This window comes from Cohaesibacter haloalkalitolerans, from assembly GCF_003574655.1.
Lineage (GTDB): Bacteria > Pseudomonadota > Alphaproteobacteria > Rhizobiales > Cohaesibacteraceae > Cohaesibacter > Cohaesibacter haloalkalitolerans.
This window is the reverse complement of sequence record NZ_QNUM01000003.1, coordinates 70851-96688: the sequence shown is the minus strand read 5'-3', so window position 1 is coordinate 96688 and position 25838 is coordinate 70851. Positions and strand designations below refer to the sequence as shown.

At 57.2% G+C, this 25838-nt stretch carries 22 protein-coding genes; 8 read left to right on the top strand and 14 right to left on the bottom strand.

The features are described from left to right. The first annotated feature begins 17 nt into the window (after positions 1 to 17). The 4 genes from DSL70_RS08005 to DSL70_RS07990 all read left to right on the top strand — a co-directional run bounded on the left by DSL70_RS08005 (position 18) and on the right by DSL70_RS07990 (position 4144). On the top strand, positions 18 to 338 hold the full coding sequence (locus DSL70_RS08005) for a hypothetical protein (protein WP_119307406.1): 321 nt from the start codon (positions 18 to 20) through the stop codon (positions 336 to 338). 78 nt (positions 339 to 416) lie between these two features. Then, complete coding sequence (locus DSL70_RS08000; RefSeq protein WP_119307405.1) at positions 417 to 887, top strand: DUF2271 domain-containing protein; 471 nt, start codon at positions 417 to 419, stop codon at positions 885 to 887. A gap of 49 nt (positions 888 to 936) precedes the next feature. After that, positions 937 to 3150: a PepSY domain-containing protein gene (locus DSL70_RS07995; RefSeq protein WP_119307404.1), complete on the top strand. Its 2214-nt coding sequence runs from the start codon at positions 937 to 939 to the stop codon at positions 3148 to 3150. After that, positions 3131 to 4144: an FAD:protein FMN transferase gene (locus DSL70_RS07990; protein ID WP_425359346.1), complete on the top strand. Its 1014-nt coding sequence runs from the start codon at positions 3131 to 3133 to the stop codon at positions 4142 to 4144. The genes DSL70_RS07995 and DSL70_RS07990 overlap by 20 nt, the downstream gene beginning before the upstream one ends. 84 nt (positions 4145 to 4228) lie before the next feature. On the opposite strand, the gene DSL70_RS07985 is transcribed toward DSL70_RS07990, so the two are convergent. The 8 genes from DSL70_RS07985 to DSL70_RS07950 form a co-directional block, all read right to left on the bottom strand. Then, on the bottom strand, positions 4229 to 5473 hold the full coding sequence (locus tag DSL70_RS07985; RefSeq protein WP_119307863.1) for a Gfo/Idh/MocA family protein: 1245 nt from the start codon (positions 5471 to 5473) through the stop codon (positions 4229 to 4231). Between the two features lie 118 nt (positions 5474 to 5591). Continuing rightward, a complete protein-coding gene (locus tag DSL70_RS07980; protein ID WP_119307403.1) occupies positions 5592 to 6611 on the bottom strand; it encodes a substrate-binding domain-containing protein in 1020 nt (339 codons plus the stop codon). 62 nt (positions 6612 to 6673) lie between these two features. Then, positions 6674 to 7657 (bottom strand): ABC transporter permease, encoded by a 984-nt coding sequence (locus DSL70_RS07975; RefSeq protein WP_119307862.1) that lies wholly within the window; start codon positions 7655 to 7657, stop codon positions 6674 to 6676. Positions 7658 to 7662: 5 nt separating this feature from the next. Next, positions 7663 to 8640 carry an ABC transporter permease gene (locus DSL70_RS07970; protein ID WP_119307402.1) on the bottom strand — a complete coding sequence of 326 codons (978 nt, stop codon included), beginning with the start codon at positions 8638 to 8640 and terminating at the stop codon, positions 7663 to 7665. Next, a complete protein-coding gene (locus DSL70_RS07965) occupies positions 8637 to 10145 on the bottom strand; it encodes a sugar ABC transporter ATP-binding protein (protein ID WP_119307401.1) in 1509 nt (502 codons plus the stop codon). Before DSL70_RS07965 ends, DSL70_RS07970 begins: the two co-directional genes overlap by 4 nt. A 75-nt stretch (positions 10146 to 10220) precedes the next feature. Next, positions 10221 to 11240 carry an ABC transporter substrate-binding protein gene (locus tag DSL70_RS07960; protein ID WP_119307400.1) on the bottom strand — a complete coding sequence of 340 codons (1020 nt, stop codon included), beginning with the start codon at positions 11238 to 11240 and terminating at the stop codon, positions 10221 to 10223. Positions 11241 to 11541: 301 nt separating this feature from the next. Beyond that, positions 11542 to 13056, bottom strand: a complete 1515-nt coding sequence (locus DSL70_RS07955) for a sensor histidine kinase (protein ID WP_119307399.1) — start codon at positions 13054 to 13056, stop codon at positions 11542 to 11544. A gap of 15 nt (positions 13057 to 13071) precedes the next feature. Continuing rightward, positions 13072 to 13803 carry a response regulator gene (locus tag DSL70_RS07950; protein WP_119307398.1) on the bottom strand — a complete coding sequence of 244 codons (732 nt, stop codon included), beginning with the start codon at positions 13801 to 13803 and terminating at the stop codon, positions 13072 to 13074. Between the two features lie 195 nt (positions 13804 to 13998). Here DSL70_RS07950 and DSL70_RS07945 point away from each other — a divergent pair, with 195 nt between their 5' ends. The 4 genes from DSL70_RS07945 (at position 13999) to DSL70_RS07930 (ending at position 18280) form a co-directional block, all read left to right on the top strand. Continuing rightward, on the top strand, positions 13999 to 15249 hold the full coding sequence (locus DSL70_RS07945) for an ABC transporter substrate-binding protein (RefSeq protein ID WP_119307397.1): 1251 nt from the start codon (positions 13999 to 14001) through the stop codon (positions 15247 to 15249). Positions 15250 to 15375: 126 nt separating this feature from the next. Next, positions 15376 to 16272 (top strand): carbohydrate ABC transporter permease, encoded by an 897-nt coding sequence (locus DSL70_RS07940; RefSeq protein ID WP_205563201.1) that lies wholly within the window; start codon positions 15376 to 15378, stop codon positions 16270 to 16272. Then, entirely contained in the window at positions 16265 to 17152 is an 888-nt protein-coding gene (locus tag DSL70_RS07935; protein ID WP_119307395.1) for a carbohydrate ABC transporter permease, read from the top strand. The genes DSL70_RS07940 and DSL70_RS07935 overlap by 8 nt, the downstream gene beginning before the upstream one ends. A gap of 12 nt (positions 17153 to 17164) precedes the next feature. Next, positions 17165 to 18280, top strand: coding sequence for an ABC transporter ATP-binding protein (locus tag DSL70_RS07930; RefSeq protein WP_119307394.1), 1116 nt, complete (start codon positions 17165 to 17167; stop codon positions 18278 to 18280). A 507-nt stretch (positions 18281 to 18787) separates the two neighbouring features. On the opposite strand, the gene DSL70_RS07925 is transcribed toward DSL70_RS07930, so the two are convergent. The 6 genes from DSL70_RS07925 to DSL70_RS07900 all read right to left on the bottom strand — a co-directional run bounded on the left by DSL70_RS07925 (position 18788) and on the right by DSL70_RS07900 (position 25792). Next, positions 18788 to 19858 carry a BMP family ABC transporter substrate-binding protein gene (locus DSL70_RS07925; RefSeq protein ID WP_119307393.1) on the bottom strand — a complete coding sequence of 357 codons (1071 nt, stop codon included), beginning with the start codon at positions 19856 to 19858 and terminating at the stop codon, positions 18788 to 18790. A gap of 144 nt (positions 19859 to 20002) precedes the next feature. Next, the gene (locus tag DSL70_RS07920; RefSeq protein WP_119307392.1) at positions 20003 to 20926 is read right to left on the bottom strand and encodes an ABC transporter permease; all 924 of its coding nucleotides are present in this window, start codon (positions 20924 to 20926) and stop codon (positions 20003 to 20005) included. After that, the gene (locus tag DSL70_RS07915) at positions 20923 to 22011 is read right to left on the bottom strand and encodes an ABC transporter permease (protein ID WP_119307391.1); all 1089 of its coding nucleotides are present in this window, start codon (positions 22009 to 22011) and stop codon (positions 20923 to 20925) included. Before DSL70_RS07915 ends, DSL70_RS07920 begins: the two co-directional genes overlap by 4 nt. Further along, entirely contained in the window at positions 22001 to 23593 is a 1593-nt protein-coding gene (locus DSL70_RS07910; protein WP_119307390.1) for an ABC transporter ATP-binding protein, read from the bottom strand. The genes DSL70_RS07915 and DSL70_RS07910 overlap by 11 nt, the downstream gene beginning before the upstream one ends. A gap of 306 nt (positions 23594 to 23899) precedes the next feature. Then, positions 23900 to 24784, bottom strand: coding sequence for a LysR family transcriptional regulator (locus DSL70_RS07905; RefSeq protein ID WP_119307389.1), 885 nt, complete (start codon positions 24782 to 24784; stop codon positions 23900 to 23902). A 240-nt stretch (positions 24785 to 25024) separates the two neighbouring features. Then, entirely contained in the window at positions 25025 to 25792 is a 768-nt protein-coding gene (locus DSL70_RS07900) for a TerC family protein (protein ID WP_119307388.1), read from the bottom strand. Positions 25793 to 25838 lie beyond the last annotated feature (46 nt).

Genomic DNA, 25838 nt, shown 5'->3' with positions numbered 1-25838 from the left:
GAAGGGAGACCGCAACCATGAAGAAACTTGTAATTGGCGCCTTGCTTGTCAGTGGCACCATTCTGGCCGCCACAGCGACCTGGGCTGAAGGCTACGGTCATGACAAACGAGGGTACTACGGCGATGAACGCGAACACGGCTATTCCGAACATGACCGGGATCACCGTTTGAATCTGTTTGGCTGGCGTCTGCCCATCGGTTGGCATTCCGATGATGACGACGACGACGACAACTATCGGTCTCGTGGCGCGCAGGCGACAACACCGGCCCCATCCGGCCCGATCAACAACAACAAGCTCATCACCAGGGGCTCTGCCCCGAAAGCTTCCATCAACTAGAGCCAGATCTGGCGGCATCCTGACGAGCAAAAAGAGAACGACGTCGGGATGCTGCTCTCTATCACAAGGAAACCAGCCATGAACAAATATCTTGCCACCGCCACCCTCGCTTCGGTCGTTGCTCTGCCTGCCGTGGCAGAAGCCGCTCCCGTAACCTTCACCACGACCATGAAAAACTATGGTGGACCGGAAGCCTATATGGTGATGTATGTCACCGATGCCTCCGGTGCCTATCAGGGCTCACTGTGGATGTCGGGCGGGCGGGCCAAATACTACCGCGATCTGCGCGACTGGGCTCGCGCTACCGGCGCAAACCCTGCCGAAGTGGATGGCATCACCGGCGCCAGCGTCGGCAGCGGACGCACACTGAAGGTGACGCTTGATCTGTCCGACGCGCTGTTCAATGCGGGCTACCAGCTACACATCGACACCGCCGTCGAAAACATGGGGTCCGCGCCTTCGGAAGTCGTGGTGCCTCTGGATTCCGGCAACACAGGCAAGGCAGTATCCGGCCGGCGCTTTGTCCAGTCCTTCAGCTTCGATATGTGAGCTTCCTTTCACTCCCTGACCGATTGCCACGAAAAAGAGATTTCCTGCCATGCAGCAGCTTATTCATAAATTCACCGGTCTCATTCTTCTGCCGCTTGTTCTCGTTTTGAGCCTGAGCGGGGCGGCCCTGTCCATCTATCCCGTTCTTGAGCGAAGCAGCCAGCCTCTGGAAAGCTCAGAGACCCTGTCTGTTGCCGAACTGGCCGATGTGGTCAAGGAAGCCCATCCGGGCACATCGCAGATTGTCCGGCGCGCTTCTGGCCAGGTTATCGCCTATTACTATGAGAATGGTGTTTCCGGTGCCGAGCTGTTCGACCCGTCTACAGGTGCGGACCTTGGTCCATATCAGTCGTCGCAAACCCAGATCTGGCTGACCGATCTGCATCGGTCACTGTTTCTGGGTGATGGCGGGCGCATGACCACAGGGTTTGGGGCTGTGGTGATGGGGCTTATCTGTGTGTCAGGTCTCATCATGCTCAAGCGGCGTATGGGAAGCTGGAAACAGCTGTTCGGGCCGGTGCGTGGCACCCTCTCCCAGCGGCTGCATCTGGAAGTCGCGCGTATTGCCGTTGCCGGGCTGTCTCTCAGTGCGCTCACCGGGATCTACATGACGGCGGCTACTTTCGGGCTGGCTCCGGATGGTTCCGGTGCAGATGCTGCATTCCCGACAGTCAACGGCGGGACGCCTGCGCAGATCATTTCCCTTGAAGGCTTGCGCGAAACACCCGTCTCGCAATTGCGGGAGCTTTCCTTCCCCTATGAGGGAGACACCAAGGATGCCTTCACCCTGACGACGGCTGATGGCATGGGCTATGTGGATCAGGCTACCGGTGCGCTGTTGAACTACACGCCCAATGGCCGTGCCAAACAGATCTATGAGTTCATCTATATGCTGCATACCGGTGAAGGACTGGCTCCGCTTGCCCTGCTGCTCGGTGTTGCCTCCCTCGGTGTGCCGCTGATGGGAGTGACCGGTGGTCTCATCTGGTGGCGCAAACGTCAAAGCAAGATCAAGATTGCAGGCAACTCAAAGACCCGTGATGCGGATGCTGTTATCCTCGTGGGGAGTGAAGGCAACAGCACATGGGGGTTTGCTCGCAGCCTGCATGACGGTCTTGTCAAGGCGGGGTTGCGTGTTCACACCAGCGAGATGAATGCCTTTGCCGGGGACTATCCGCAAGCCAGGCTGATGTTTGTCCTCACCGCCACCTATGGCGATGGTGAGGCCCCGCGTTCTGCCAAGGGCTTTCTGGCAAAGCTCGGCAAATATGCCGGGGCGCAAAAGATACCGGTTGCCGTGCTTGGGTTTGGTGATCGCCAGTTCCCGAATTATTGCCAGTATGCACAGGATGTGACCCGTCAGTTCGCCGAGGATGGATGGCCACAGGTCATGCCGTTTGCTGCGATCAATCGCCAGTCCGCGCAGGAGTTCGCCCGCTGGAGTGAGGCACTGTCCAGACGGTTGGGGTTCGTGCTGGAGCTGGCCCCTGTGGTCTCCCGTGTGGAGCAGCATCAACTAACGTTGGTGTCTCGCAAAGACTATGGTCACGAGGTTCAGGCGCCGACCACGGTCTTCCGCTTCAAGCTGGCCGACAACAATCGCTCGTGGGTTGCCCGTCTGTTTGGCAAGGGCTTGCCTTCCTTTGAGCCGGGTGACCTGCTCAGCATTACGCCAGAGGGTGACAGCGTGCCGCGCTACTATTCCCTGGCTTCGGCCCGCAAGAATGGCTTTGTCGAGATTTGCGTCCGCAATGTGCCTGGTGGTCTTTGTTCGGGGTATCTGCATGGCCTTCAGCCCGGAGACAGCATCAAGGCTGCCTTTCAGGCCAACCCGGGCTTCCAGCTCAAGAAGTCCGGCACACCGGTCATTCTCATTGGGGCCGGAGCCGGTATTGGTCCACTGATCGGATTTGTCCGCAACAACCACAGTAAACGGCAGATGCGGCTCTATTTCGGCGCTCGCCATCCGCAATCGGACTTCCTTTATCACAAGGAGCTCGGAGACTGGCACAAGACGGGGTTTGTTCATTCGGTCAAGCTTGCCTTTTCCCGAACCCACCAGCGGCTCTATGTGCAGGATCGCATCCGTCAGGATGCTGCAGAACTCTCGGCCCTCGTCCGTGATGGTGCCCAGATCATGATCTGTGGCGGTCGGGAGATGGCCAAGGGGATCGAGGAGGCCTTCATGGACGTCCTCAAGTCCTCCGGCATGGACCTCGCTGACCTCAAGAAGGAGGGTCGTTATGTTGAAGATGTCTTTTGATATGCCAAAGGCCGAACCGGTTGGCCCCGGTCTTCATCGCCATGTCTTCAATGGCCCCACCATGGGCACGCGCTACAGTGCAATCATCATGAGTGAGGAGAGCGAGAAGCCGAAAGGCCTTGATCAGGCCCTGTTCGAGGCGGTGAACCGGGTGGACCGGCAAATGTCGACCTGGAATCCTGCCTCCGACCTCATGCGGCTCAATCGGGCCGAGCCGGGACAATGGACTCCTGTGCCGCGTGAGCTGTTCACGGTGCTGACGGAAGCCATGGTGATCAACCGCGCCTCCAGCGGGCTGTTCGACCCCGCTGTCGGCGATATGGTGGATGCGTGGGGATTTGGTGCACCCTCGAGGGAGCCCGACCCGCTCGCGATCCGCCAGCAATTGGGGCGCGGCCGTCCCAAGAGCTGCGACCTTATCGAGCTGGACCCCGACCGTCTGGCTGTCCGCAAGTCGGTGGCCGTGAAGCTTGATCTTAGTGGCATCGCCAAGGGCTATGGCGTCGATGCCATGGCAGATGTGCTCGCCGATTTCGGGATCGAGAACGGGCTTGTCGGGATTGACGGCGAGATGCGCGCGATGGGTGCAAAGGCCGGTGATCTGCCATGGTCGGTGGCTCTGGAAAAACCTGATTACACCACGCGCGCGGCTCTGGGCATGTTGCAGCTAAGCGATTGCGCCATTGCCACCAGTGGCGACTATCGCCAATGGGTGAAGGTTGGCAATCAGACCTTCAGCCACACGATGGATCCCCGCCGCGGTGGCCCGTTGCAGAATGACGTGGCTTCGGTCAGTGTCATCGCCGAACGCTGCATGACGGCCGATGCCTGGGCAACGGCGCTGATGGTGATGGGACATGATGCGGGCGTGCATGTTGCGCGCGCCAAGGGGATCAACGCCCTGTTTGTCGTCCGGGATGGAGATCGTCTCAGACAGGTCGCCGTGGGGCCGTTGTTTGGCGTTGCGGCTGCCTGCGACAAGGATGTTCACTGATTGTTTCGGCTGTTCCCAAGCCTGTTGAACTCAAAAAGCCGGACCTCAAGGGATCCGGCTTTTCCTTTGCTCAAAGGGAGCGGCTCAACTGGCGCCGACGCGCGCGACAACAGGAACATAGTCTTCAAGGTCATCTGCCGGGAACGACACCGTTCGGCCGACTTCCGCCGAATAGTAAAGGCCCATCAGCATCTGAACCACGGCAAGGCCATCCTCGAATGTTTCGGACGGGGTTTCCCCCTTGCGGAAGCATTCCACCATGTGGCGGTTCTCGTCGGTGTAGCCGTAGATGCCAGCCTCGTCTTCCAGCACGGGCATCAGCCCCTGCTCCGCATTCTGCTTTTCGACCAGATCCTCGCCCTCGGCCCCAGCAATCTCGCGGGACATGAAAATCTTGAGGCCGGTAGCAAGCGAATTGAACTCCATGGAATATTCCGGTCCAAGCAGTTCGAGCTGAATGCGCAGCCCTGCCCCGACATAGGCCCAGGAGGTGGTTGCCTCGATCATCAGTTCCTTGCCCTCGTCGTCTTCCAGCGCGATGGTGGCGCGGGCGAAGTCTTCTGATGGACGGTTGCGGTAGTCGACGTCAGAGCCATAACGGTCGGACAGTTGCTGGGCATATTTCGGCAAGGTCCATTTGAGATTGGCCACCGTGCCGTTGACCGATTTGATCCGCAGAGAGCTGCGCGGCTTTGCCGGATCCGTCAGCAGGTGGCGCGCCACTTCGACGCTGTGGCACATCATGTCGTTGAGGACACCGCCGCCCTGCTTGTCTCCCTGCCAGAACCATGCGGCATGGGGGCCTGAATGTTCTTCTGCTGCGCGGGCCAGATAGGGCCGACCAGCATTGGCGGCGGCCCGCCGCCAGATGATCTCCTTGCCACGCAAGACCGGCGTACAGAAGACCTGATTTTCCAGATAGCCGTGGTTGAGTTTGGCGTCTTCGGCCAGCCGCAACATTTCGCGGGCTTCGGATATGGTCCGGGCCAGCGGCTTCTCGCAAGCGACGGCAAACACCTTGCTGCGGTTTTCTGTTACCGCAGCGTGGATCTGTCGCATGATGTCAAGGCGCGTGTAGTTGGGCGAAAGGATCCAGACGGCGTCGATGCTGTCGTCTTCCAGCATGGCATCGAGCGAGGCAAACGACTGGCATGGCCCGAGGCCGAGTTTGGTGGCTACATTGACGATATGCTGGCGATGGGCCTGTGTGCGACTGAACACGCCCGATATGCGGACATTGCGCACGCCGAGCATTGACTTGAGATGAAACTCGGCGATGAAGCCGGAGCCGACAAGGCCGACATTCAGGGTTTCTTTAGGGTGTGTCATGGTACTCCTCCCACTCACAAGGTTCATGACCTTGCTTTCTTGATGCAGGCCCACACGTTCCATCAGGTGCTCCGGGCATGCGTCCGTTTATGTGCAGTTTCTGGTTTTGGTCTGTTGGCTATTCCACGAAATGCTTTGGTGGTGCAGTCGTTTCCCTGACCACGATTTCTGTCGGCACGACGATGCTGTCGGTTTGCGGCTTGTCGCCGGAAAGATGGGCCAGAAGGCGGGTCATGGCGCGTCGGCCAATCTCGAGACAGGGTTGGCGGACGGTGGTCAGCGCCGGAACGAAGGCTTCTGCCAGATAGGTGTCGTCGAAGCCAAAAATGGACAGATCATCAGGGACGACCAGCCCCTTGTTCTTGGCGGCCCTGATGGCGCCAAAGGCCATTTCATCATTGGCGGTATAAATCGCGGTTGGGCGGTCTGGCAGATCGAGCAGCCTGTTGGTGGCCATCTCGCCGCTCCGATAGCTAAAGTCGCCCTGCTGGACATAGGCCTCGGGCAGAGAAAGACCGGAGGCCTTCATGGCGTGGCGGAACCCGGCCAGCCGCCGGACGCTCATCCCCTCCGGGATCGGCCCTGCGATATAGGCGATCTTGCGATGGCCAAGCGCTACCAGATGGTCAATCGCCTCGATGGAGGCATATTCATTGTCGATCACGACATGGGTCAGATCGACGCCGTCGATCATTTCAAGGGCAACGACCACTTTCTGGGCAATGTCAACTGGCAGATCGCAATCAACCGGCATCTTGCCGGTCATCAGGATCATGCCGTCTGCGTGGCCGTGGTTGAGCATGTCGAAATAATCGGCCTCGCGATTGGGATCGTCTTCGGTGTTGGCCATCAGCAAAGAATAGCCCGCGTCATGAGCGATGCTTTCCGCTCCCTTGAAGATGTCGAGATAGAACGGGTTGCCGATGTCGCGGACGACGACGAGGATGGACATGGTTTTCTGGGTTCGAAGGTTGCGGGCGCTGATGTTGGGCCGATAGCGCATGGTCTGGGCGATCTCCCGGACATGGCTGAGGGTTGGCTCCGCCACCAGACCGGACCCGCTGAGGGCGCGCGAGACGGTGGTCGGCGAAACACCGGCCTTGAGGGCAATATCCTTGATTTTTGCTCGCTTGTTCACCTGTTGCCTTCTTTCACGCTCCCTGTTTTATGCTCGCACCTTGTTCCAATTGCCCCGTTATTCTAACCCCGCAAGGCCTTGCTGCGACCATAGAATAGCAGCAGGAACAGCAGAGTGATGCCAAACACCACCTGCCGGCCGGATTCGCCGATGCTGAGCGTGGTCAGGATGCTCTGCATGAGGATCAGCAGGAAGGCTCCCGCCATGGTGCCGGTGTAGCCGCCCTTGCCGCCGGATAGCGGCGTGCCGCCGAGCACCACGGCGATGATCGAGGACAACATGTAGCTGTCGCCAACATTGGCAAAGGACGTCCCCGCATAGCCCAGAATGCAGATGCCAGCCAGAGCGGCGAACATGCTCGACAGCGCGAACAGCATGACGCGAACCCGCTTGACGGGTACACCGGCCATATAGGCGGCGTTTTCATTCGAGCCGATGGCGTAGATCTTATAGCCGAGCGAGGTTCGCATCAGCAGGAAGGCCATCAGCAACCCCACGGCGATCCAGAGCCATAGGATGCCCGGCAGGTTCAACAGGAAGGGTTTTGAGACGAAATTGGCCAGCGCCGGAGCGGCAAGGCCGGACGGAATGCCCTGACGGATGACGACCAGAAGCCCCTGCAACACACCAAGCATGCCCAGCGTCATGACCAGCGGCGGGATGCCGAAGATGGTAACGCCGACACCGTTGATGAGTCCGACCAGCCCGCCTGCGGCCAGACAGACGAGGATTGCAGCAATGATGTTGGCATTGTTGCCATCCATCACATTGCCCGCGAGCACGGCGCTCAGGGATACGACCCCTCCGACAGAGAGGTCGATCCCCTCGCGTCCCCCCAGAATAACCAGATTTTGCCCGGCGGCGACTATGCCCAGCAAGGCTGCCACGATGAGCAGGCGAAGGATCTGCTCCATCGAAGCAAAGCCGGGTGACAGTGTTTCACCTGCAATCAGCAACAGGACGATGAGAATGAACGCCACAAGCAGCGGATTCTTGAAATAGACAATGATCGAGGACCGGCTATCCTGCGGGTTGGTCGGCTGCATGATGGTCATTGGTTGATCCTCCGCGAGGCCAGCACTCCGAGCATCAGAACCACAAGGATCGTCGCACCCTGCGCCAGATTCTGCCATTCGGACGGGATACCGGCATAGAAGACCAGCGAACTGATGAGGCCGATGATGATGGCGCCGATGGCGGATCCGAAGGCTGATCCGATACCGCCCGAGAGCGCCGTGCCGCCAAGGACGACGGCGGCGACACTGGACAGGGTCATGGCGCCGCCGACCAACGGGTCGCCGCTGGCCGTGTCACCGGTAATGCAGAAGGCTGCAAGCGCTGCGAATACGCCGCAAATCACATAGCCATAGATCCGGATGCGGGTGACCGACAGGCCGGACTGATAGGCGGACAGCTGGCCATTGCCGACGGCGAGCAGCTTGGTCACCATGCTCGTCTTGGCCAGCACGGCAAGGATGGCGATGAGGACGACGGCAAAAAAGAAGACATTCGGAATGCCATAGCTGCGACCGCCATAGACCTTCCAGAACAGGCTCGGGGCTGGCAGGCCCGCAACAGGGAGAACCCACAGGGCGATGCCCGAGAGCAGGATGCTGGTGGCAAAGGTTGCCACAATGGCCTGCATCCGGAGGCCGGACACCACGAAACCGTTGACCAGCCCGCATAGCGCACCGATGAGGATACCCACCAGAAGGGCCAGCAGAACGACATAGGGTTCGCCGCCAAGCTGGCTCATGATGACCACTATGGACACATTGACCAGCGACAGGATTGCGCCGACGGACAGGTCGATATCACCTGTGTAGACCACGAAGGTCTGGCCGACTGACAGGAAGACAAGGGCGAGATAGGTGCTGGCGACACCCTTGAGCGCCCGAACGGTCATGCTGTTTGGTTCGGCAATGCCGTTGAGCACGAACAGCAGCAGCAGCATGCCCAGCGCTGGAAGAAACGGAAAGCGCCTAAAGAGCGTTGCCATGCGGGTTTTCAATGCGTGTGCTTCTGTCATTTTGCCCCCGAATATGCTGCCTGATAGAGATTGAAGCGGGTCTTGTCTTCGCCCACCAGCTCGCGAGAAACCGAGCCGTTGTTGAAGACCAGAATGCGGTCCGAGTGGGCCAGCAGCTCGCTGTCTTCCGAGGAATAGAGGATGATGGCCATGCCTTCGTCGGCGAGCTTGCGGACCAGCGCGAAAAGCTCGCTCTTGGCACTGAGGTCGATGCCCTTGGTGGGGTCGTCGAGCAGCAGGATATCGGGCGGATTGGTCAGCCAGCGGGCAATCACCACCTTCTGCTGGTTGCCCCCTGAAAGCGAACTGATGGAAGCGCCAAGGCTTGTGTATTTGGTGTTGAGCGAGGCAAGGGCCGGTTCAATGACGCGCGAAAGCACGCTTGGAAAGGCCAGAAACTTGCGGTCCTTGAGAAAATGGATGGGCGAGACATTTTCCATGATCGAGCGCCCGGTGATGACGCCATCACGCACCCGATCGCCGGACACATAGGAAAAGCCCAGCTTGATGGCAGCTCTCGGACTGGCCGGGTGCACAAGTCTGCCGTTCAGCTCCAGCGTGCCTGTTGTCAGCCTCTTTGCGCCAAACAGGGTGCGAAGCAGTGTTGACTGCCCCTGCCCGTGCAAACCACCAAGGCCGAGAATCTCGCCTCTTGCGAGGGAAAAGCCGACATTGCGGAGCTGGGTGCCGCCAAGGGCTTCTGCCTTGAGGCAGATTTCCGCATTTGCCATCTGGTCATGGGGGGATACGCTGATTTGCGCTGCCGTTTCGTGCTGTTCGCCGATCATGTCACGGATGATGGTTGCCTGATCGGTCTCATTGATCGGGCGCGAGGAGACTGTGGTGCCATCGCGGATTACCGTGATGCGGTCTGCGATGTCGAAAATCTCGTCCATGCGATGGGAAATGAAGATGATTGAACGCCCCTCCTCCTTAAGCTCTCGCAGGATGGAGAAAAAGCAGTCGACCTGCGACCGGTCGAGCGCCGAGGTCGGTTCGTCAAAAATCAGGATTTCGGCTTCGCTGGCCAGCGTCTTCATGATCTCGACCAACTGCTTCTGGTCGGGGCGCAGCTTTGTAACCGGGGTGTCAGCGGAAAAATTCTCTCCGACTACCTTCCTGAACTTGTCGATGTAATGCTCGGCCCGTCTAGCGAGTTCGGCCTCATCAACAAGGCCGCCTGCATGGGTCGGCAGGTGATAGAGATTGATATTCTGGGCGACGGACAGGCTGTTGGCCAGGCTGAGTTCCTGATAGAACAGGCAGATCCCCATGTCTCTAGCCGCCTTGGGCCCGAACAGCGTGACGGGTTTTCCGTTCAGTTCGAACAGCCCGCCATCCGGGCGCACACTGCCGGCAACGACCTTGCATAATGTGCTCTTGCCGGAGCCGTTGGCTCCGATCAAAACGTGGATTTCGCCGCTTTCCAGCAGCAGATCCCCAGAGGCCAAAGCAGTCGTTGCGTCGTAATATTTGCAAATCTGCTGCAGCTTCAATCGACTCATCTTGCCTGCACCTTCGTTATCGTCTGTCGATGCTTGCCGCTGGCCTAGAGGTCAGCGGCATCATGGTCATCGGGATTATTTGAAGTATGCTTCAGCTTCGTCGATGCTCAGGGAGCTGGTGTAGGAATAGAAACCGGGTTTGCCTTCCAGTTCCTTGGCAACGGTTGCGACGTTGTCGCCGTTGATGAACGGGATTGGCAGATACAAGGCGTTCTTGTATTGCCCCGCAGCGGCCGGTTCCTTCAGTTCACGCCCCTGCAGCATGAAGACGGCAACGTTGAGCGCGCTGGCCATGACCCCGGGAGGGTTCACGGATGCACCGGAGTTGAAGTCGTTCTTGACCCACAGATCGATGAAGTCCTTGCGGATTTCACCTGTTGCGGCTACCTGCCCGGCCTTGCCAGCATCCATCAGCGAGCGCCATGCACCGGCTGCCATGCCGTCCTGAACCCAGACGCCGTCAATGTCGGGATAGGTTGCCAGAAGGTTCTGCATGGCCTGTTGGCCCTGAGCCTGATCCCAGTTGGCGTTGACTTCGTTGACGACCTTGATGTCGGGATACTGATTGAACACGCTGGTATAACCTGCAATGCGCATTTCATTGGCAGGATGACCGGCCACGCCATTGATCGCGACGACCTGCCCCTTGCCCTTCAGGGTTTCGGCGAGCCACTTGGCGCTGAGGGCTGCCCAGTTGGTCTGGTCGATGCCCACATAGAGGGCGTCCTGAGACGAGACTTCCGCATCCGTGGAGATGACGAGAATGCCGTCTTCCTTGGCTTGTGAGAAGACCGGGTCAAAGGCCGTCGGGCTGTTCGGGTTGATGATGATGGCGTTGACGCCCTGATTGATGAAATTGCGGACGTGTGCGATCTGGCCGGGAACGTCGACATTGGCGCTCTGCACCACGACTTTGACGTCTACGCCCTTTTCTTTCCATTTTTCAGCAGCTGCCTGAGCTTCCTCGATCATCTGGGTGCGCCATTCGGAGCCGACCCAACCATTTGAAAGACCGATGGTAAACTCTTCAGCCTGCGCTGCCGGAATAGCCAGAGCCATGACGGCCATTCCCAGAAGTGCGTTCTTCAACTTCATCTGCTTCCTCCCTTGTCACAAATGATGGAAGCAGTTTGCTGGCTTGTGAAATCGATTTCAAACGAAAAAGTGTATTCGATTTCATTGGCTGATTTCAGTGGATTTTGGACGCGCATGAGAAATATTGAAATCTCTGTTTGTAACGCCTTGAATATGCTCGCAGTATTTGAGGATCTACGTGATTAGACAAAGCGTCAGCAGGCAAGAGAGGCTCTCTAGCGCACCTGTCAATGCTACTAAATTGGTGGAACTCTGTGCAATTCTCGCCAATCGCGCCAGGGGCGCGCCATTTGCGCGCGGTCTAGTTGGTGAAGATGTCGCGCGGAAGGGTGATTTCCACCTTCAGGCCTTCATTGCTGTTGCTCAGGGTCATCTCGCCCTTGTGATTGCGGATGATTTCGTTGGCAATGCTCAGACCAAGCCCAACCCCTTTGGTCTTGTGCCCTTCATGGCCCCTCTCAAAGGGCAGAAAGACCTTCTCGATCTGGTCGCTCGGAATGCCCGGGCCACCATCGACAATGGTGATGACTGTCCGTTCGCTGCCATCATAACCGAGGGACACCTTGGCATAGCACCCATATTTGAGGGCATTGTCGATGATGTTGGACAGGGCCCGGCGCAGCTGCTTGGGGCGGCCGATCATGAAGCCCTGTGTGAGGGTTGAGAGCTCCACTGATGCGGCGACACTGAACACCGACGCCACGCCTTCGATCTCTATTGGCTGTGTCGTGTCAAAGGTTACATTGAGCTCCATGTCCTGATAGTCGTCGCAGAGGCTGGTGATGAGCGAGCTCAGCGAGAAGCGGTGTCTCTCCTCGTTGTTCTTGTGCAGGGAGAGGAAATCGAGAGCGCCCTCCACCAGATCATGGATGGATTCAAGATCGTTGGCAAAGCGGTCTCTGATGTCATCTTCCTTGATCATCTCGGTGCGCAGCAGCATGCGGGTAACCGGTGTGCGCAGGTCATGGGAGATCGCGGCGAGGCCCAGAAGCTGACGTTCCCTGTCCCGATCGAACCGTTTGACCAGTTCCCGCATGTTGTCCTGGATGGCCAATGCCTCTGTGGGCGTAAAGCGCCCTAGAGACTTGCGGGTGAATTTGGTGCCATCACCAAGTTTCCTGAACGGGGCCATCAGCGTGTTGGAAAAAGGGAAACTGACCGAGAGAATGAGGACTGCGAGAAACAGCGTCATGAAGGCCCCTTGCGTTTCGGAAACGCGCACCCGCCATAGTCTGGGCGAGCTGATTGCCATGACCTGATCATTCTCACCAAAGATATAGAGCGTCGCATCGATATCCTGCCGGGCGATGGCCTGAGACAGCGACGCCATGCGCACGGCGGCTGGAATGGAGGCATTGGGGAACTGGTCTCCCCCCTGGCTCAGGAGGGTCGGGTTGTAGATGCTGTCTTCCTGCAGGTCGGTGCTATGCCGCTTTGCGCTCAAAAGCCCCGGCAGTGGTGGGGTAGCCGCGAACCGCACTGCGGCCCGAATCCGCTTTTTGTTAAGCGTCAGGATCAGTGGCGACACATAGCTGTCTGTTTCCTTCGGGAAACCGTCGAGCATGTGAAAGCTGTAGGGTTGTTCGTCGCCGTTGCAAGGATCTTCCTGAAATGTGGTGGTTTCGATGCATTGCTCGATAATCTGGGACAGACGCCCGCCGGTCATTTCGGCAATGGTGATCTCGTTTCGGCGAACCAGATAGGTCTCAATCACGATCCACGTCGTCCCGATCCCGGCAACGAAGGCAAGGGACAGCATGGTCGCGATGCGGGCTGCCTGACTGCGCGGGAAGATCGACAGGATGAATTGCCACATGGTCTTGCGGTCTTTCTAGAGATTGGATTTCAGGTCTCGGGATGCCCCGCTTGAGGTTTCTATTTCAGAACAGAATTTGTAACCCTGATTGCGGACGGTTCGGATGAACTGGGCCCTGCTGTCGACGTCGGTGATCTTCTTGCGCAGGCGACTGACGAGAATATCGATACGCCGGTCACCCGGTTCGATGTCGTGGCCGATGAGCAATTGGGCCAGTTCATCGCGGGAAACCGGATTGGGCGAGGCATGCACCAGAATGGACAACACGGCATATTCACGTGTGCTGAGCGGCACCAGAAGGTTGCCTGGTGCGTGCAATTGCTCATTGGTCAGATCGAGCAGCCAGCCGTCAAAGGTCAGCTTGCCCGTCGTCGCCGACCGCTCGCCCGGGCCGGTCCGCCGCAACAGCGCGTTGATGCGGGCCAGCAGCTCACGCGGGTTGAACGGCTTTTCCATATAGTCATCGGCACCCAGTTCAAGGCCGATGATTCGCTCGGTATCGCCCTTGACCGCCGACAGTATGATGATGGGAATTCGGGAGGTTGCCCGAACCTTCTTGCAGAAGTCGAGGCCGCTCTCGCCGGGCAGCATCAGGTCGACGATCAGAAGATCGAACAGAACATTGCCACGCCTGTAGGCGACTTCTGCGGATTCAGACACAACGCACTGAAAATTGCGCGCATCCAGATATGATGACAACAGAGACGAAATCTCGGGATCATCTTCTATGATGTGAATACGTTGCACCCCTGTTCCTCCCTTATTATACTCTTGAATAATCCGTTTTGTTCAACAAGAGCGAGAATGTTACAATTTGTAACATTCGACGGTTGCAATCATGTTTTCTGATACAAAAACTTACAAAAACCTGCTGCTGTCGTCCGAGATTCCATTTTACTATGATATTGCATATTTGTTTTCATTTTATCTTGGGAGGAAAAAATGAAATCTTTGAAGCTCGCCCTGATGGGCGCAATAGCGTTGGCCGCTATGCCTCTGGCCGCACAGGCCGAACCTGTCGCCGAAGTCCTGCACTACTGGACTTCCGGTGGCGAAGCCAAAGCCATCAAGGAATTGCAACAGGCATTTGAGAAACGTGGCGGCAAATGGATCGATGCTCCGGTCGCCGGTGGCGGCGGGGATGCCCAGGCGGCCGTTTTGCGTTCGCGTGTTCTGGCGGGGGATCCACCAGCCGCTGTGCAGATCAAGGGGCCGAATATTGCCGAATGGGCAGCCGCCGGTGCTCTTGGTGATCTGACCGAAGTGGCTACCGCCCAGAAATGGGATGACATCCTGCCACAGGCCATCAAGGACGTGGTCAAGTATGACGGCCATTATGTTGCCGTTCCTGTCAACGTCCACCGTGTGGACTGGATCTGGGCCAATCCGGAAGTGCTGGCCAAGGTTGGTGCCGAAGTGCCAAAGACCTGGGATGAATTCAACGCAACCGCCGACAAGCTGAAAGCAGCTGGCATCGTGCCTTTGGCCTATGGTGGGCAGCCATGGCAGGACGCAACCGTTTTTGAAACCGTTGTGCTCGGCATTGGCGGCGTGGACTTCTACAAGAAGGCCATGGTTGATCTTGATGAGGAAGCTCTTGGCTCTCCGACCATGGTCAAGGTCTTCGACCAGATGCGCAAGATGCGCGATTATGTCGATCCGGACTATCCTGGACGCGACTGGAACCTTGCCACCGCCATGGTCATGCGCGGTGAAGCGGCCATGCAGATCATGGGCGACTGGGCAAAGGGTGAATTTGCGGCTGCCGGCAAGAAACCTGGCGTTGACTATATTTGCGCGCCAACACCATCTGAGGGCGGCTATATCCTGAACTCCGACAGCTTTGCCATGTTCAATGTGAAGGGCGAAGACAAGAAAGAGGGTCAAGCCCTGCTCGCAGAGCTTATTCTTGGCAAGGAATTCCAGGAAACCTTCAACCTTTACAAGGGGTCCATCCCTGCCCGCATGGACGTTCCCATGGACAAGTTTGATGCCTGTGCCATCAAATCCATGGAAGACATGACGGCCGCTGCCAAGAACAATACGCTGGTTGGCTCTGTTGCCCACGAAATCGCTCAGGCCGGTGCCGTTCGTGGTGCTTTCCTTGACGTGGTTACGGCTCACTTCAACTCTGACATGAGCTCTGAAGAAGCAACCAAGAAACTGATTGAAGCGATCAATCTCGCCAAATAGCAGCTTTCTGGCCTGGAGCCGACCGCTTGTTGCGGTCGGCTCAACCGACCAAAGGGGCTGTCCAATCCTGTCTAATGCTTGGAAACGGAATGGGGTCTGGCCTCTGAACTAGAAAGGAGAGCCCAAATGGCTAGTGTTGCGGCGCGAATGGCGGACAGGCTGGAACGCTGGATGCCCAAGATTGTTATCGCTCCCGGCTTTCTGGCAATTCTGCTGTTTGTCTATGGATTCATCATCTGGACGGCCTATATCTCGTTTTCGAAGTCGAGGATGCTGCCCAACTATGATCTCATTGGTCTGCGCCAGTATGAGCGTCTGTTCCAGATGGATCGCTGGAATGTTGCCTTCACCAACCTTCTGATCTTTGGCGCAACATTCATCCTCGTCTCGATCATCATCGGGGTTCTGCTCGCCATTCTGCTCGACCAGCGCATACGCATCGAAGGCGCGATCAGGACCATCTATCTCTATCCGATGGCAATTTCCTTCGTCATCACGGGGACGGCCTGGAAATGGATCATGAACCCGTCTCTCGGGCTTGAAACCGTGGTGCGGTCATGGGGCTGGGAATCCTTTTCCTTTGGCTGGATCGTTGACCAGAACATGGCTGTCTATGCGCTCGTCATGGCAGCAGTCTGGCAGTCGTCAGGCTTTGTCATGGCGCTGTTCCTGTCTGCCCTGCGCAGTGTCGATCAGGACATCATCAAGGCGGCCAGTCTCGACGGGGCATCGACCGCGAAGATCTATCTGCGGATCATTCTGCCCTCCATGCGGCCAGTGTTCATGAGCGCTGTCGTCATCCTCTCGCATCTTGCGATCAAGAGTTTCGACCTTGTCGTGGCACTGACCAATGGTGGTCCGGGCTACTCTTCGACACTGCCTGCGAACTTCATGTATGAAATGACCTTCCGGCGCAATGAAATCGGTGTCGGTGCGGCATCGGCCATCATCATGCTGGCCACGGTGGTGGCGATCATGGTGCCATATCTCTATTCGGAATTGCGGGGGTCGAAAAATGTCTAATCTGGATATCGTAAGACCCGAAAACTCATCGTTCCATTGGGTCGGGCGGCTGTTGATCTGGACCATTCTGTTGCTGTTCTGCCTGTGGTTCCTGATGCCTGCCTATGTAGTGATCAGTACTTCGCTCAAGAATCTTGAGGAAATACGCGGCGGTTCGCTTCTGGCCCTGCCCCACGAGCTGAATTTTACCGCATGGACCCATGCGTGGAATGAAGCCTGCATTGGGGTTCAGTGTTCGGGGCTCAAGCCCTATTTCTGGAACTCCGTGATGATGGTGGTTCCCGCGGTTCTGTTCTCGACAATGCTGGGAGCCCTCACTGGCTACACGCTGACGAAATGGCGCTTCCGGGGCAGCAATATCATCTTTGCGTTGATCCTGTTCGGCTGTTTCGTGCCGTTTCAGGTGGTCATCCTGCCGATGGCGCAAACCCTTGGCATTCTGCGGCTGACCAACACCGTCTATGGCCTCATTCTGGTGCATTCGGTCTATGGGTTGGCTTTCACCACCCTGTTCTTCCGGAACTACTATGTAACCATCCCGGATGAACTGATCCGGGCTGCGACAATCGACGGGGCGGGATTCTTCACGATCTTCTTCCGTATCCTGCTGCCGATCTCGCCTCCCATCATCGTGGTGGCCGTGATCTGGCAGTTCACCCAGATCTGGAACGATTTCCTGTTCGGGGTCAGCTTCACCACGGGGGGATCACAGCCGCTGATGGTCGCCCTCAACAATCTTGTCAATACGACCACCGGGGTCAAGCAGTATAACGTAGACATGGCTGCCGCCCTGATAACGGCAGCGCCAACGCTGTTGGTCTATATAGTTGCCGGTCGGTATTTCGTGCGTGGCCTGACCGCAGGCTCGGTTAAAGGATAAGGAGTAATCAGCATGGCATCCCTGTCTATCAGAAATGCGGTCAAGCGCTTTGGGGCGGTCGAGGTGATCAAGGATGTGTCTCTTGATCTGAAGGATGGTGAATTCCTAGTGCTGCTTGGCGCGTCGGGCTGTGGCAAATCCACACTGCTCAACATGATTGCTGGTCTTGAAAGCATCACCGAAGGGGAAATCCTCATCGGAGATCGGGTGGTCAACGATGTTCATCCGAAAGACCGCGATATTGCGATGGTCTTCCAGTCCTACGCGCTCTATCCCAACATGACCGTTGAGAAGAACATAGCCTTCGGGCTGGAAATGCGCGGCATTCCCAAGGAAGAACGCAACAAGCTGGTCTCTGAAGTGGCCACGATGTTGCAGATTGATCACCTGATGGATCGCAAGCCAGCGCAGCTTTCGGGCGGCCAGCGCCAGCGTGTGGCCATGGGGCGGGCACTGGTGCGACGGCCGGAAATCTTCCTGTTTGATGAACCGCTCTCCAACCTTGACGCCAAGTTGCGGCTTGAAATGCGGACAGAAATCAAGCGCCTGCACAAGGAGCTCAATGCAACGATCGTGTATGTAACCCACGATCAGATCGAGGCCATGACACTTGCCGACCGGATCGCGATCCTCAAGGACGGGATCGTGCAGCAGTATGCGACCCCGGCCGAGATCTACAACAAGCCTGCCAATGTGTTCATCGCCAGCCTTGTCGGGTCGCCGCCGATGAACTTTCTCAAGAGCCGTCTGGAAAAGACCGACGATGACATCATCGCCCATGTACCCCTGACCAGAGACGCCTCCGGCCCAACCCTGGATCTGTCGCTCAAGGGCTACGATTCCGATCTGTCAGCCTATGTCGGCAAGGAAGCCATCATCGGTATCCGTCCCGAGAATATCAGTTACACCGAGGAACCGGTGAAGGACGGCCATGAAGTGGTGACTGGTGTTGTCGACGTAGTCGAGCCAACGGGTGCAGACACGCTTTGTCACATCAAGTGGGGGATCAATTCTGTTCTCGCCCGTATCAACAACACCATCGAAGTTGAGATCGGCGATCACTTCAATTGCGCGATCGACATGAAGCGGGCCAATGTCTTCGATCCGGAAACGGAAAAGCGGATCTGACGCAGCCATCCGCTTGTCAACTATCCAAAGATACGCATCCGGTTGCAGTTACTGACTGTAGCCGGATGTTTTATTGAAGTAATGGTGCGCCGTCAGGCCGTAGCCTTACGAAGACGCAACGGGATGCAGATAGCACGTGCTCGGTGAAGAGATTGGCGAGGTTTGGTAGCCCAAAAAAAATGAGGCCCGACCGATTGGCTGGACCTCATTGACAACAATCTTTAGAACGGGTCCCCCAAATATTCGGCTCCTGGATTGCTGCCCTGGAAACTTCTGGTGATTAAATATCAACGACAGACATTTTGCTCCAACTAGGCAGAAATTGCAATAAGTCAAGTGTACCAGTGTAATGTACTAGTTCTAATGTATAAGGGCCTTCCCCATGGTTTTCTCTGGCGAGGGCTTCGACGCTGCTGCGAAACGCTGGCCTTTCAGCAAAAAAAATCTCCTCCGAAACGATCGTTCGGAGGAGACACATTCAAGCCGGTTCTGCAGGCTAAGGCGTTATCATTCCGGCACTTTGCCGTCGATGCCTTTGACATACCAGTTCATGCCAAGCAGAGTGCCGTCGTCAAGGGTTTCACCCTCTTTGACAACCAGCGTGCCGTCCTGCTTGTAGATCGGGCCCTTGAACGGATGCAATTCACCAGACTTGATCTTGGCTTCGGTTTCTGCAGCCATCTTGGCTACGTCTTCCGGCATGTTGGTGAACTCAGCCATGTGAACCATTTCCTTGTCGAAGCCACCCCAGGTGTCTTCAGACTTCCAGGTGCCATCCATGACAGCCTGTACGCGGGAAATGTAATATTCGTCCCAGTGGTCGACGATCGCAGTCAGCTGGTTTTTCGGAGCGAACTTGATCTGGTCGGACGCCTGACCAAAGCCCAATACGCCGCGCTCTGCTGCAACCTGCAAAGGAGCTGCGGAGTCGGTGTGCTGAACAAGGATGTCAGCGCCCTGGTCGATGAGAGCCTTGGCAGCGTCTGCTTCCTTGCCCGGGTCGAACCAGCTGTTGATCCAGATGATCTTGACCTTGAGTTCAGGGTCGATGGACTGCGCGCCGAGCATGAAGGAGTTGATGCCGCGAACGACTTCAGGAATCGGGGTTGCGCCGATGTAACCAATGGTTTTGGTCTTGGTCATCTTGGCTGCAATCTGGCCGAGGATGTAACGGCCTTCATAGAAGCGTGCGCCGTAGGTGGAGACGTTGTCTGCACGTTTGTAGCCGGTGGCATGCTCGAACTTCACGTCCGGATATTTGGCAGCGACCTTGAGGGTCGGGTTCATGTAGCCAAAGGAAGTGGTGAAGATGATGTTGTTGCCAGCGCGGGCCAGCTTTTCGATGACGCGCTCGGCATCCGGGCCTTCGGATACGCTTTCGACGAAGGTGGTTTCAACCTTGTCGCCGAATTTCTTTTCGATAGCCTGACGGCCCTGATCGTGCTGGTAGGACCAGCCCATGTCACCGACCGGACCGACATAGACAAAGCCGACTTTGGTTTTGTCAGCAGCCTGTGCGCCCAAAGAGGCGGTCAGGCCCAGAGCGACGGCTGCTGCCGCTGCGAATAGTTTACGCATTTGTTGCATCCCTCTTTCATTGCGTGATCCGGGTTTCGGATCATGTTCTGAGTCTTGCTTGCTTTTTCAATGCCCTGCTTTTGAAAATCAGGGCAATGTTTGTTGCTGCCATCTGAATGACAGAGGATGACCAGCTATTGGTCATCAGCGGTCTGGAACAAAAGACTGCCCCAGACAGGAAGGAGTATTGACCCGTGCAACTGTACGGTTGCGGGAAATGAATACAAGCGCAACGATTGTTGCAAGATATGGTAGTGCTGACAGCAGCTGGGACGGAACTTCCCAGCCAGCGCCCTGTGCATGGAACTGCAGGATCAGCACCGCGCCAAACAGATAGGCCCCGGCAATGGTGCGCCATGGCAGCCACGAGGCGAAGACCACGAGCGCCAGCGCAATCCAGCCGCGGCCTGCCGTCATGTTCTCGATCCAGAGATTGGTGTAGACCAGCGACAGATAGGCTCCGGAAAGACCCGAGCAGACGCCGCCGAACAACACGGAATAGAGGCGAACGCGATTGACGTTATAGCCAAGTGCGTGAGCCGAATTGTGGTTTTCGCCGACAGCGCGCAGGATCAGACCCCAACGGCTCTTGAACAGCAGCCAGCTGACGAAAAATACCAGCAGGATAGCAATGTAGAACAGGATATCCTGATTGAACAGAGCGTCGCCCACCACCGGCAGGTCGGAAAGCACCGGAATGTCCAGCGTTGGCAGTTTGACGCCCGGAGTGCCGACATAGTTCTCGCCGATCATGCCCGAGAAACCAAGGCCGAGCAGACTGAGGGCAAGCCCTGTCGCATACTGGTTGGCCACCAGTCCGAGTGTCAGGAAGGCGAACAGCAATGACATGGCCGCTCCGCCAAGGATACCGGCAAGGATGCCCAGATAAGGGTTGCCGGTGGTCAGGGACGTTGCAAAGGCGCAGACCGCCCCCATGATCATCATGCCCTCGACGCCGAGGTTCAGCACGCCAGACCGTTCAACGACCAGCTCGCCGATCGCTGCCAGCAACAGCGGCGTGGATGCGGTTACGATAGAGACCAGCAAGGCATCAGCAAAATCCATCATGCGACCTCTTTTACCTGCGTCTTGTTGCTGAAGACGATGCGGATACGATAGTGAATGAGGGTGTCACAGGCCAGCACATAGAACAGCAGGATGCCCTGGAACGCCTTAGCCGTCTTCTCCGAGATGCCAAGATCGACCTGAGCAGCCTCGCCTCCGAGATAGGACAGTGCCAACAAAAGCCCGGCGAAGATCGCGCCAATGGGGTTGAGACGTCCCAGAAAGGCAACGATGATGGCGGTGAAGCCATAGCCGGGAGAGATGGTCGGGCGCAGTTGGCCGATCGGTCCGGACACTTCCAGGATACCGGCAAGGCCTGTGAGGGCGCCGGAAACGAGGAAGGCGAAGACGGTCATGCGTTCCTTTGAGAAACCGGCAAAGTTCCCTGCCCGCGGCGTTTCGCCGATAACCTTGATCTCGAACCCCTTGAGGGTGCGAATGAACAGCACAAAGACCACGATCGCAGCGATAACGGCGAACAGCGCGCCGATATGCATGCGGCCGCCTTCAAACAGGCTGGGAGCCTGCGCGTAGCTGTGGAACAGACGGCTTTCCGGGAAGTTGTAGCCTTCCGGATCCTTCCACGGGCCGCGCACGATGAAGTCGAGCAGCAGCAGGGCGACATAGGTCAGCATCAGGCTGGTGAGGATCTCATTGGTGGCAAAGCGGTTTTTCAGGAGCGCCGGAATATAGGCAAACAGAGCGCCGCCGATGGCGCCCATGGCCAGCATGATCGGGAAGACGGCGTAGTTCTGGAAATCCGGGAACATGATCGGCAGGACCGAACCGCAGATTGCGCCAATGGTGAACTGGCCTTCGGCGCCGATGTTCCAGTTGTTGGAGCGATAGCAGATCGTCAGGCCCACTGCGATGAGGATCAGCGGCGAGGCCTTGACCACCAGTTCCTGAAGACTCCAGGGGTCGAGCAGCGGCTCAACGAAATAGACGTAAAGCGCCTTGCCCGGATTGAAGCCGAGCAGGCTGAACATGATGGCACCGGTCAGAAGGGTCAGGATGATCGCCAATACCGGCGAGAGCAATGACATCGCCTGAGACGGGGACTGGCGTTTTTGCATTTCAAGCCGCATTGGAGCCTCCTGCTTCTGCTGCCCCAGCGTTTGACTGTACGGACGGAATGTCTATGCTGCCATCGTCGCCGTGAACGCCGCCCATGAGCAGGCCAATCTTTTCCAAGCTCATGTCTTCAACCGGTTTTGCCTCGGAAAGGGTACCCTTGTTGATGACGGCAATGCGATCGGCGATTTCGAAAATCTCGTCAAGGTCCTGCGATATGACCAGAACGGCGGACCCTTCGCGTGCCAGATCGATCAGGGCTTGCCGAATGAGGGCTGCTGCCCCGGCGTCCACGCCCCATGTCGGCTGGGAGACGATCAGCACCGACGGCGACCGGTCGATCTCGCGACCAACGACAAATTTCTGCAGGTTGCCGCCGGAAAGACTGCCGGCATGCGGATCAGGTTCGCCCTTGCGGATATCGAAATTTTCGGCGATGCGCTGACCGATCTTGCCGGATTTGGTCCGCTTGATGAACACGCCCTTGTGCATCATCGATGGCTCTTCTGATCCGTGGCGGGTGAGCAGCACGTTTTCTGACAGGCGCAACGAGGGAACGACCGCATGGCTGAGGCGCTCCTCTGGCACGAAGGCCGCACCGAGCTTGCGCCGGACGGTGATGCTCTTGTTGCCGACGCTCTGGTCGTCGATGATGACAGCATCCGGTGCCGTTGCCCGTTCGCCGGAAATGGCGTCGAACAGTTCCGACTGGCCGTTACCGGCGACACCGGCAATGGCAACGACTTCGCCGCCCTTGAGATCAAGCGAAATGCCCTTGAGTTCGACGGCAAACGGCCCGGAGGCTGGCAGATCAAGATGATCAAGACGCATCAGGACCGGCGCGTCGGTGAAGTCGACCTTGTCGCGCTGCACGGACTTGACGCTCGAGCCGACCATCAGGCTGGCGAGCGAAGAGGCGGTTTCCTCTGACGGCGTGCAATGGGCAACGAGCTTGCCATGGCGCAGGATGGTTGCGGTATCGCAGATGCGTTTGACCTCTTCAAGACGATGGCTGATGTAGAGGATCGAACGCCCCTCGCCTGCCAATCTCAGAAGGGTTTTGAAAAGCAGCTCTGCTTCCTGTGGCGTCAGCACGGAGGTCGGTTCGTCCATGATGATCAGCTGCGGGTCCTGCAACAGGCAGCGAACGATCTCGATCCGCTGACGCTCGCCAACCGAAAGGTCGGCCACCAGGCTGTTCGCTTTGAGAGGCAGACCATATTCGGCACTGACCTGCTCGATCCGTCTGGAGAGCTCGGCCATCTTCTGGCCATTGGGCAGAGCAAGCGCGATATTCTCGACGACAGTCATGCTGTCAAACAGGGAAAAATGCTGAAAAACCATGCCGATACCGAGCTTTCGAGCCTCGGCGGGGTCTTTCAGGCGAACCTCCTTGCCCTTCCAGACGATCTGTCCGGCGGTCGGTTCAAGCGATCCGTAAAGGATCTTCACAAGGGTCGATTTGCCAGCTCCGTTCTCGCCCAGAAGTGCGTGGATTTCACCCGGTTGTACGACCAGATCCACGGCGTCATTTGCCAAAAGAGTGCCGAAACGTTTGGTTATGCCTTTGGCTTCAAGTAAGGGAGCTGATGTCATCTCAACCTGTTTACGGAGCTTGGATCAAACGGTTTTCATCATTTCCAGAAATGCAAAACACTGAAAGCTTCTCCAGCAATCAGTGTAGGTGCGCAAACGCGCCATTCGCATCTCAGCTTGGGTTCTCCCACTGTTTAAGTGACATTCCCAAGACAATCCATACGCAAAATTAATTTCGGCGCAAAAATTTTGACCTTTTACCTTATTTTTTGAACGGAATTTAATCAGGTTAGATCAATGTGCACAAAATGTCATCATTGACCGCCTGACTGTTCCCGAAATGTGTTTAAATGCATGTGGGATGATTCAGGAGAAGCGCTTACTGAAGAACTGTTGGGCATGGGTCAGAAACATGGCCGGAGCCAGCTTCAGCTTGCGTTGCTGATGGGTCAAAATCGACAGGGTGTTGTAGTGCAACTGCTCGTTCGTGAGCGGTACAAAACGCAGTTCTGCATGGTCCAGCGAGTCATTGAGGCCGATGCGTGTCTGGAAGCAGACACCAAGATCACGAGCTGCCAGGCGGCGCATCATCTGCAGGGTGCTGACCTCGGCGAATATCGAAGGTTCGTTCTCGGTCTTGGCAAGCAGACGATCAAGCGCTGTCCGCAGGGACAGGCCGCGGGACGGCAGGATGATCGGAAAATCGAGACAGTCCTCGAAACTGCAGGCCGTCTTCTGGGCAAGCGGATGGTTCTTGTTGACGACAGCCCCGATCTCGAAGGCGTGGGAATAATTGATCGTCAGCAGATCCTCATCGGGGGGATCGAAGCAGAAGCCGATGTCGGCGTCGGAGTCAATGATCTGTCGGGCAATATTGTCCGAGTGGGTCACGGTGATCCGCAACTGGATGTCGGGATAGGCCTTGCCGAAGGAGGCGGCAAGATCGGACAGAAGCTCGGTTGCCACGCTCTCGACGCTGGCAATCCGGACGATACCGCGCTTGAGGCCACGCAGGGCGTCGAGCTCGGAGGCGGTCTGTTCGAAATCACGTAGGACGTGCCTTACGTGGCGCAGCAGGATCTCGCCAGCAGGGGAAAGCTGCAAACGACGGCCCACCCGCTCAAACAGCGGCACGCCGAGACTGTCTTCAAGCCAGAGGATCTGTCGATTGACGGCTGAGGAGGCAACATTGAGTTCACGGCTTGCCGCGCGGATTGCACCATGTTCGGCAACCGCTGCAAAATAACGCATAGCCGGGGAATAGAGAAGACGAGCGCGGTCCAGGATGCTGCTCCCTGAGTTGATGTTTTCTTGCTATGACATTGACATATAAAGGAGGATGAAACAAGCGCGAGAGGCGGCCAACTGTCGTGCCCTGTTCAGATTGTGGGGATTGGCACTCCGGGCTTTTGGGGGCCAGGGCGCAAAGCGGGAGAGTTGGACCCCTCCCTGCCCGGTCTTGGCGTCGTCTTAACCGCCTCCAGCACAAGTTCAGGACGGCTCGCCCTTGCCCTCTTCCATTTGCAGCAGCTTTTTGCGTCTGCGGGCATCCAGCGCAATGATGTTGAGAAACTCGACCAGCACGGCAAAGCCCATCATGGCATAGATGTAGCCACGCGGGATGTGCAGGCTGACGCCATCTCCGATGAGGGCGAAGCCGATCAGCATCAGGAAGCTCAGGGCCAGCATCTTGGTGGTCTGGTGTTTCTCTATGAAATGGGCGATGGGACCGGATGCCGCATACATGATGATCATGGCGATCACCATGGCGGCGATCATGATCTCGATATGCTGTGCCATGCCGATGGCGGTGACGATTGAGTCGATGGAGAACACAAGGTCGATGACGATGATCTGCAGGATGGCGGCCCCGAAGACATATTCCGTCTGGCCGGTGCGGATCCGGGTTTCCTCCTCGTGGCTGAACTCAAGTTCGAGGTGGATTTCCGTCATCGCCTTGTAGATGAGGAACACGCCGCCAGCGATCATGATGATGTCGCGCCAGGAAAAAGCCTGATCGAACAGCGACAGGACGGGATCGGTGAGCCCGATGAGCCACGAAAGTGCAAACAACAGCCCGATGCGGAAGATCAGGGCGAGCAGGATGCCGATGGCGCGAGCCTTCTGGGCCATATGGGCGGGCAGTTTGCTGACCAGAACCGAGATGAACACCACATTGTCGATGCCAAGCACGATTTCCATGGCGGTCAGCGTCAGCAGACTGGCCAGAACGGTTGCGTCGAGAAGATGGGTGAACATGGTCAGTCCGCTTTCTTGCTATGGTGCCGACGTCATGCGTCAGCGG